The following is a 6798-nucleotide window of genomic DNA, read 5'->3' on the forward strand; positions in this document are numbered from 1 at the left end:
CCCTTATGCAGGGCAATCGCATTTGAAGAAAATCGTGGCTGAAAGCTCACCTGCGGCCCATCCTTTCGAGACGTCCGCCTGCGGCGGGCCCTCAGGACGAGGTCGCGTCTTGCGGCGAGATATCAGACCCTCATGGTGAGGAGCCCGCCAAAGCGGGCGTCTCGAACCATGCAGGCCGAGTTCATCCGGCAGTCTCCAGCTGTCATATGCGATAGGCCTGCTTACGCGGGGGCCTTCGGCACCGGGAACGGCGTCGAATCGGCAAAGCGCCTGACGATGTTGGTCACCAGCAGGGCCGCCACGTTGTTGTAGCCATCGACCGGCAACGCGCCGATGAAATTCATCGAACCGACCGAAAACACCGCGCCGCCATTCGGTGTTTCGAAGAAGGTCAGGTCGGAGCGGATGATGTCCTCCCGCGAGGCCGGCCAGGTGTGGTCGTAACGCTCCTCGTTGACCGGCTGATAGGTCGGATCGGTGAGAACGGCGCGGCCTATGATGATCGCATGATGCGGCGTGCCGAGGCGCGTGTCGGCGCGGTCGAGCTCGTGGCCGGCGGCGCCACCGCCCATGAACCCGCGCTCGCCGAGCTTGGCGCCCGGCCTTGCCAGAACCTCGATACCGTCGCGCATGAATGCGACGCGGGGATCGAGAACGCCGTCGAGAAAGGTGTAGGGGAAGCCCATATACTCCCCTTGCGTACTGAAGCCGACGCCGACCAGCGCCTGCGGCGGGCGGCCGAGCCGTCGCCAAAGGCCGCCATAGGAGCCGTCGAAAGCATGATAGCTCTCGCCGGGAAGCGTTTCCCAGAGACGGATGCCGCCCTCGGCGCGTCGCAATTCGAAGGCCCAGGTGCCTGTCGCATGCGGCACCACCTTCCAGTAGAAGCCGTTGCCGCCGAGATACATGAAGCGGCCGCCATTGCCGAGATAGGCACTGAGCGCGTCGAGCGTCTCGTGGGTGTGGTACTCTGGATGCTGGCCGGTCAGAACGACGGAATATTTCGACAGCAGATCGACGCCTTCGGCATGGACGTCGTGATCGGTGATGACCTCGAAGTCGATGCCCTTGCGGGTCAGGAGATCGGTGATGGCGCTGTCGGCGGAGATCCAGTAGAGGCCGGAGCCATAGTCGCTCGGATCGACCAGATGGATCTGGTTGACGCGCTTGTCGATCAACGGCCGGCGCATGGTCGACATCACCACGCCGCTGCCGTCCGAATGGAAATTGTAGGGCGAGACGCCGTATTCCGGATGGCCGTCCGGCGCCTGTGCCAGCGCGCCCCAGGCCAGCGAACGTTCCGTGATCAGGGCCTGCCTGCCCTTCTTCTGATACTGGCTGTAGACCGTGTAACTGAAGGTCGGCGCGAGGAACGCCACCTTGGCCTGCGAACCCGGTATTCTGGCGCGGACATAGAAGACGATGTTGTCGCGCGCCCCATCCTTTTCGAGGTGCAGCGCGTAGACGCCGCTCGTCCAGTCCTGGGGCACGGTGAAGGTCAGCGACGGCTGCCAGCCGGCATCGCCAATGTCGTCGTCGTGGAAATGGATCGCGCCCCAGAGCTTCGGCTCTTCCGTCCAGCGATGCGTCACCCCGCCGGTCCAGCGCGAGCCCGTCATCGCGCGCGTCGGCAGGTTGATGCAGGTGCCGTGCGCCTTGAAGGGGCCGATATCGGTTGCCGTATCGGTCGGAATGCCGATGGAAAAATCCCATTCGGCGATGGCCGCGGCCGCCGTTCCGGAAGCTTGCGCGGCGATGATGCCGTCGAGGCCCGTGCCGCCATCGGTGATGCGGGGACGTTCGACCTTGCCGTTGAAGTGACGGGCCACGCCCTTCCCTGCGCGCTCCGCCGCGATCGCGACGGCCCCCATGCCGGCCAACGCGGTGCGCGGCGCGCCCAGCATTTTCGTCGCGCGCTCGTCGCGGTCGAGCCTGATCTTGCGCGGCGCCTGTGCGATCGCCAGCGATCCGGTCGCCGGATCGAACAGGCACGCGATGTCGTGCCACGCCCGCTCGGTCAGCGCGATGCCGGTCTCGACCTCGAAGGTGCCCTCGCCGGTCACCAGCCGGGCGAAAGCGCCCGCCTTGCCGACGCCGAGCGTCAACGAGCCGCCTGCGCCCGCCCAGTTCAGCACGGCCTGCTTGCCCGCGGCGAGCAGGGTCGGCCAGACGGTCGCGGCAAAGGCGATCGGACCTGCCGGCAACGCCAGTGCTGATACATCGACCCAGGAGCCCTTGGCGATGGTCTGCTCGATGCCATCGTGCTGGCCTTCGAGATCCCACTTGACCGGAATCTCGCGATAACCGGGTCCCCTGGGATTCGGGTCACCACAGATGATTCGGGCGATCCGCGCCGAATAGCGGCCGCCGCCCTTGACCGCGATCATGAAGTTGATGTCGTCGCCGGAGCGCACGCTCCAGCGGTCCGCATAGCCGGTGATCGGAAGCATCGAAAATCCTTCTTCAGGCGCCGCGCACATTCCAGAACAACGGCAGGCCCTTGAGCATGCCCGTCAGACTCTTCTTGTAAGCGGTCGGCTGATAGAAGACACCAAGCGGAACATAGGGGACATCGATAAAGCACTGCTTCTGCATCTCGACGCCGATCCTGGCCTGCGCGGCGGCATCGGGCGCGGCGAACCAGGCATCACGCAGTTGCTCCAGCTTCTCGCTCTTCGCCCAGCCGAACGTCGCCTTGTCACCGCTGCCGCGGATGAAGTTATGCGCCGAAGGATTGAGCTGCGTGACGCCGGCGGAATAAGTGCAGAAGGCGCTGTATCCGCCCTTGTCCGGCGTCTCGCGGTTGCCCATGCGCCGCAGCATCGAGCCCCAGTCCATCGCCGCGTAGTCGAGATTGAAACCGAGCTTGCGGAACAGGTCGGCCGCGACTTCGCTCATCTGCCCGATGACGGGGAAATCGCCCGGCGCCATCAGCAGCACTTTCTCGCCCTTGTAGCCGGCGTCCTTGATGGCCTTGGCCGCGGCGGCGATATCGCGGGGGCCGGTCAGCGCGTCCATGCCGGCATCGTTCGCCATGATGCCGCCGGGCGCGAAGAAGCCGACCTTGTCCCGCCAGAGACTGGTGTCCTCTCCCGCGACCGCGGACATGAACTCCTTCTGGCTGATGGCGGAGAGCACCGCGCGGCGGATCGCCGGGTTGTCGAACGGCGGCTGCGTGTGGTTGAAGCGCAGCACGCCGACATTACCGATCGGGTCGAGCAGTTCGACAGTCAGCGCCTTGTTGCTCTTCAGCTTCGGCAACAGGTCGACGATGGGCTGATCCCACCAGTCGATCTCGCCCTGCTGAAGCGCAGCCGCAGCCGTCGCGGGGTCCGGGATGACCTGCCACTCGACCCGGTCGAAATGCGCGATCTTCGGGCCGGAGAGCAGGCTCGGCGTCCCCTCGGGGCGCGGCACATAGCCGTCGAAACGCGTGTAGACCAGGCGCGCGCCGGGCACGTGCTGATCGGCCTGGAACCTGAACGGACCGGAGCCGATCAGCTCCTTGACCGGCGTGACGCTGTCCGTCTGCGCAAGACGTTCCGGCATGATGAAGGCGACGATGGCGCCCACTTTGCCGAGCGCTTCCGGCAGGAGTGGAAACGGCGACTTGAGACGCCAGCGTACGGTCTTGTCATCGGGTGCCGAGATTTCTTCGACCAGGTTGAAGAGTGAATTGCCGAACGCATCGCGCGAGGCCCAGCGTTTCAGGCTCGCCACCACGTCGCGGCCGCGCACGGGCTCACCGTCGTGGAATTTCAAGCCATCCCGCAACGTCATCGTCCAGAGCTTGCCGTCGTTCTCGACGGTATGGCCGGCGACCATCTGCGGCTGAACCTGGAATTTCTCATCGACGCCGTAGAGCGTGTCCCAGATCAGGAAGCCGTGGTTCCGGTTGACCAGGCCCGTGGTGATCATCGGATCGAGGATCGCCGCATCGGCCTGCGGCACGAAGCGCAGCACGCGCGAACCTTGCGCGCGGGCCAGCCGCGGCATCGCAAGAGCAGAGCCAAAGGCGACGCCGAGACCGGCGCCCAGTGTGGATCGGAGCAGGTCTCGACGGCGCATGTTATGGTCTCCTCAACGGGTTACGCAGATGGACGTGTCTCGGCAAGCCTGGCTTCGGCGCTGAACAAGGTTTTCGCGAACAGGTCGAGCGCCTCGTCGACTCCGGCGTCGTCGATGATCAGCGGCGGGCAGAACCCGATCGTGTCGCCCATCGCGCGAATGATCAGGCCATTCTCGATCGCGAGCGCGTCGAACATCGCGCCGACCTTCAGCGCGGGATCGAAGGCTTGCCGCGTCGCGGGGTCGGCGACCAGCTCGACCCCCATCATCAATCCCTCGCCCCGCACCTGGCCGACGATGCGCGAATCCCGTGCGATCTGCTCCAGCCCGGCGCGGAGCCGGCCGCCCATGCGGCGAACATGCGGCACCACATCCATCTCGTGATAGATCTTCAGCGTTTCGAGCGCGATGGCCGCGCCGACCGGGTGCCCGGAATTGGTGAAACCGTGGCCGAACAGCTCGCCGCCCTTGTTCATCTCGCTGAGCGCATCGCGGATCGGACGTCCCAGCAACACGGCTGACATCGGGAAGTAGGACGAGGTGATGCCCTTGGCGAGCGCCACCATGTCCGGCTTCATGCCGACCGTCTCGCAGCCGAACCAGTTGCCGGTGCGGCCGAAGCCGCAGACCACCTCGTCGCCGAGCACCAGGATGTCGTGACGGCGCAGCACCGCCTCGATCTTTGCAAAATATCCCTTCGGCGGCACGACGATGCCGCCGCCGGCGTTGATCGGCTCGGCGATGAAGGCTGCGATCGTATCCGGTCCCTCGGCCATGATCAGTGCTTCGAGATCGGCCGCGAGGCGGTCGACGAACGCCGCCTCGCTCTCGCCCGGCCTCGTGCCGCGATAGGCATCCGGGCAATGCGTGTGCAGGAAGCCGTCGAGCGGGAGGCCGAATTCACGGTGCATGCGCGGCAAGCCGCACATCGAGGCCGCAACGATCGTCGAGCCATGGAAACCGCGATCACGGGCGATGATCTTGCGCTTGCCGGGCTTGCCATGGACCGCGTGATACACCCAGGCGAGCTTCACCATGGTCTCGGTGGCCTCCGAGCCGGAGGTGGCGAAATAGGCCTGCGCATCCGGGATCGGCGAGATTTCGACCAGCTTCTCGGCGAGGTCGATCGTGTTGTCCGGCGTCTTGTGATTGAAGCTGTGGTAGAAGCCGAACTTGTCGTAGGCAGCAAGCGCCGCCGCCTTGAGCCGCGTCTCGGAAAAGCCGAGCGAGGTGCACCAGAGCCCGGCCATCGCTTCCAGATAACGCTTGCCGCTGGCGTCATAGACATGGACGCCCTCGCCGCGCGCCATGATCAACGGTCCGATTTCTGCATGCCGCTGAGGATTGGTCTGCGAGTGCAGATGGAACGCGATGTCGCGCGCCTCGGCTGAATTCGGCTTGCTGTCGAACACGCGCGCAGCCTCCATCGTCCCACCGACGGAGTATTCCCAACCCCGGTCGCGCGAAACTGGTCAGTCCAAATTGGTCTGACCAGCTTGGCTTTCGTGCCGCAGCTTGTCAAACTCAAAAAAAGAGCTGATGAGCACGAAGATGTTGCACGATCCCCCATCCAAGCCCGAACGCAGCTTCGAGATCGTCGCTCGGCGCATTGCTGCGATGATCCAGGCGAGTTACCGGATCGGCCAGCGCCTGCCGGCAGAGCGCGATCTCGCGAAGACTTTTGGCGTGTCGCGGCCGACGGTGCGCGAGGCCATCCTGTCGCTGGCGATGGCCGGGATGCTGAAGGTGCGCAGCAACAGCGGCGTCTATGTGATCAGTCGTCAGGAAGCCCCTGACGTGCATGCGCTCGAAGGATTTGGCCCGTTCGAGAATCTGGAAGCGCGCCAGCTCATCGAACCGCAGATCGCGGCGATCGCGGCGCAGCGCGGCTCCGAGGCCACCTTCGCGCAACTCGCCGAAGCGCTTGCGATGATGCGCTGGGAACACGCGCAGGGACGCGAGGCCGACACGTCTGACCACCGCTTCCACATGGTGCTGGCCGAAGCGACGGGAAACGGCGCGCTGGTGTCGATCAGCGACTCGCTGTGGCGCGCACAGACCGAGTCCGGCATCTGGCAGGAGATTCACAACCACATGCAGATGGAGGACTATCGTCCCATGTGGCGCAGCGATCACGAGGCCATCTTCGAAGCCGTTCAAGCGAGGAACCCGCGCAAGGCGAGCCACGCCATGACGCGCCATCTCACCAACATCAGGGATGCGCTGATGGAGGCCTCGAAGGCCAAATCCATGGCCACACCCAAGGCACCCGCGAGTTCTCCCAGGAAGCTCCGGTGAAACTTTTCGCGGTTGAGGAAAGTTTCCGCAAACCGTTCGCTGCGAGACCGCAAGAGCAACATCATCGAGTCAAAATGCCGCCGCATTGCTGATCGACCTTGGCACAGTCGATATTCGCCGTGTGGGGACAAATCACGGTGAATACTCGCAAGGGGTGTTCCGAGTAAAAACAATTGACCGTCGGGTGCGCAGTGCGCGCAACGATGAGTCACGCCCAAGTCTAGGGAGAATAGGCATGAAGGAAGCCACCAAGGGGGCGGCCTCGGGAGCGCTCGCGCATATGCTGGCGGTGACGGCGATGCTCGTCATCGCCAGCATCTTGTTCTACGGGCGTTAGCAAGAGTTGCGTAGAGTGTTTTCGTCATTCCGGGGTGGCTCTCGCACAAGCCAGGCCCAGAATCCCGTTCCAGGCTCGGTCCCTTGGACCGCCCC

Annotated in this window: 4 protein-coding genes; 1 reads left to right on the plus strand and 3 read right to left on the minus strand. The window is 64.6% G+C overall.

Features of this window, described 5'->3' with window-relative positions; all coding sequences use genetic code 11:
• Nucleotides 1–221: 221 nt before the first annotated feature.
• Genes ACXJL8_RS29470 through ACXJL8_RS29480 form a run of 3 tightly spaced genes read right to left on the minus strand, consistent with a single transcriptional unit; the run spans nucleotide 222 to nucleotide 5495 of the window.
• On the minus strand, nucleotides 222–2450 hold the full coding sequence (locus tag ACXJL8_RS29470; protein ID WP_456618713.1) for a N,N-dimethylformamidase beta subunit family domain-containing protein: 2229 nt from the start codon (nucleotides 2448–2450) through the stop codon (nucleotides 222–224).
• A gap of 13 nt (nucleotides 2451–2463) precedes the next feature.
• Nucleotides 2464–4068, minus strand: a complete 1605-nt coding sequence (locus ACXJL8_RS29475) for an ABC transporter substrate-binding protein (RefSeq protein WP_456618714.1) — start codon at nucleotides 4066–4068, stop codon at nucleotides 2464–2466.
• 20 nt (nucleotides 4069–4088) lie between these two features.
• Complete coding sequence (locus ACXJL8_RS29480; RefSeq protein WP_456618715.1) at nucleotides 4089–5495, minus strand: aspartate aminotransferase family protein; 1407 nt, start codon at nucleotides 5493–5495, stop codon at nucleotides 4089–4091.
• A gap of 112 nt (nucleotides 5496–5607) precedes the next feature.
• Between ACXJL8_RS29480 and ACXJL8_RS29485 the strand changes: the two genes are divergently transcribed.
• A complete protein-coding gene (locus ACXJL8_RS29485; protein WP_456618716.1) occupies nucleotides 5608–6366 on the plus strand; it encodes a FadR/GntR family transcriptional regulator in 759 nt (252 codons plus the stop codon).
• Nucleotides 6367–6798 lie beyond the last annotated feature (432 nt).

The organism is Bradyrhizobium sp. P5_C11_2, from assembly GCF_054049755.1.

Bases quoted from the DNA above. Each gene is read 5' to 3' on its own strand.
- ACXJL8_RS29470 (WP_456618713.1), bottom strand. From the start codon at position 2,450: ATGCTTCCGATCACCGGCTATGCGGACCGCTGGAGCGTGCGCTCCGGC.
- ACXJL8_RS29475 (WP_456618714.1), bottom strand. From the start codon at position 4,068: ATGCGCCGTCGAGACCTGCTCCGATCCACACTGGGCGCCGGTCTCGGC.
- ACXJL8_RS29480 (WP_456618715.1), bottom strand. From the start codon at position 5,495: ATGGAGGCTGCGCGCGTGTTCGACAGCAAGCCGAATTCAGCCGAGGCG.
- ACXJL8_RS29485 (WP_456618716.1), top strand. From the start codon at position 5,608: ATGAGCACGAAGATGTTGCACGATCCCCCATCCAAGCCCGAACGCAGC.